Here is a 1,944-nt window from a genome sequence, read left to right on the forward strand (position 1 = left end):
GGGATTGAAACCAGACGACCTGGCTCGATCGCGATCAGGTCCGCGCGCCCGTGATCATCCCTGGAGGGATTGAAACGTGGGGGTGGTGCCGTTATAGCCGGACCGATAGGAGTGGAGGTCCGTGATCATCCCTGGAGGGATTGAAACAGTAACACGAGCCGGTTTGTCGCACCCTATCCGGGCGGGTCCGTGATCATCCCTGGAGGGATTGAAACTTGTACCCGCGGGCTAGGACAGGGTCGGATGCTTCGTCCGTGATCATCCCTGGAGGGATTGAAACAAGAACTTAAAGCGGCTGGCGTGAGCGGACGACATGTCCGTGATCATCCCTGGAGGGATTGAAACCGCTCCCACGCGAAGTGCATCTCCAACAGATTGAGTCCGTGATCATCCCTGGAGGGATTGAAACGAATATTCCGAGGTCGGGCATGCGGTCCGCGAACGCGGTCCGTGATCATCCCTGGAGGGATTGAAACGCACATAGGCCGGATAGTCCGCGGTGAAATATGCGGGTCCGTGATCATCCCTGGAGGGATTGAAACCAATTTCATGTGTCCCCCTACGTGGTGAGTCCAGCAGTCCGTGATCATCCCTGGAGGGATTGAAACACGTCCGGTGGTGTGCCCGCCCGGACGAGGCGGAGGTCCGTGATCATCCCTGGAGGGATTGAAACGCGTAGAGGGCGGTCACGCGTAGGTCGAAGGCGATGGTCCGTGATCATCCCTGGAGGGATTGAAACGCTTGAGCCAGGATGATGGCGCCATCATCAGGAGAGAGTCCGTGATCATCCCTGGAGGGATTGAAACCGTTCCTCCCGCCCGTAGGTCTCCGCGCCCAGGTAGTCCGTGATCATCCCTGGAGGGATTGAAACTTCACCCGCACCGCCGCGTCCGCCTCGGTGGGGGTCCGTGATCATCCCTGGAGGGATTGAAACACGTTCCCGGTACGGGGGCTTGAGGGGTTGGGCGGGGGTCCGTGATCATCCCTGGAGGGATTGAAACACCCACAGGGAGTAGGGGGATGCCCAGGGGGAGAGTCGTCCGTGATCATCCCTGGAGGGATTGAAACCTGTAGCCGGCCGGTACCGGGCTGATCCCCGCCGCCGGTCCGTGATCATCCCTGGAGGGATTGAAACCCGGCCAATCCGGACCCGGAATCACAGAAGGCCGTGGTCCGTGATCATCCCTGGAGGGATTGAAACTAATGTACAGCGCCGCGCCACCAGGCCATTGCCCGGGTCCGTGATCATCCCTGGAGGGATTGAAACGGGTATGTGTCCGAGCGGCGAGGGGAGGTCTGTCGTGTCCGTGATCATCCCTGGAGGGATTGAAACGCGATCAGACGACAGGCCCTCTCGTTGTACGCCTCGGTCCGTGATCATCCCTGGAGGGATTGAAACATAGGCCGGCGTGGGACACGCGTCATCCTGGGTAGTCCGTGATCATCCCTGGAGGGATTGAAACACGTCAAATGCCGACGGGCCATTGACCTCCCCACGTCCGTGATCATCCCTGGAGGGATTGAAACTTAGATTGTATATACTTTGCGGTAATGTGGGGAAGTCCGTGATCATCCCTGGAGGGATTGAAACCTATAAACTTGACTAGAGCTTCGGCCGGTGCGGGTAGTCCGTGATCATCCCTGGAGGGATTGAAACAGGCCAGCTGGACTCGACACGACGCACCACACGAGTCCGTGATCATCCCTGGAGGGATTGAAACAAAAAGACCGCCACGGACCACGAGTCGTAGACCGGGTCCGTGATCATTCCTGGAGGGATTGAAACTAGGAACCCAGGTCCGGGCCGGCGTAGGCGCCGTAGTCCGTGATCATCCCTGGAGGGATTGAAACATCAGCAACAGCCGTTGGCGCCACGTCACGACCTGTCCGTGATCATCCCTGGAGGGATTGAAACTCTGGTTCCCACCTTGCTCCTGCTCTAAT

1 CRISPR repeat array is annotated in these 1,944 nt (G+C 58.8%).

What is annotated here, in order from left to right:
- The first annotated feature begins 46 nt into the window (after positions 1-46).
- Positions 47-1,915: direct repeats of the CRISPR family, unit length 30 nt; unit sequence GTCCGTGATCATCCCTGGAGGGATTGAAAC.
- Positions 1,916-1,944 lie beyond the last annotated feature (29 nt).

It is taken from the genome of Protofrankia sp. Cas8, from assembly GCF_963555845.1.
In the GTDB taxonomy this organism is placed as follows: Bacteria; Actinomycetota; Actinomycetes; order Frankiales; family Frankiaceae; genus Protofrankia.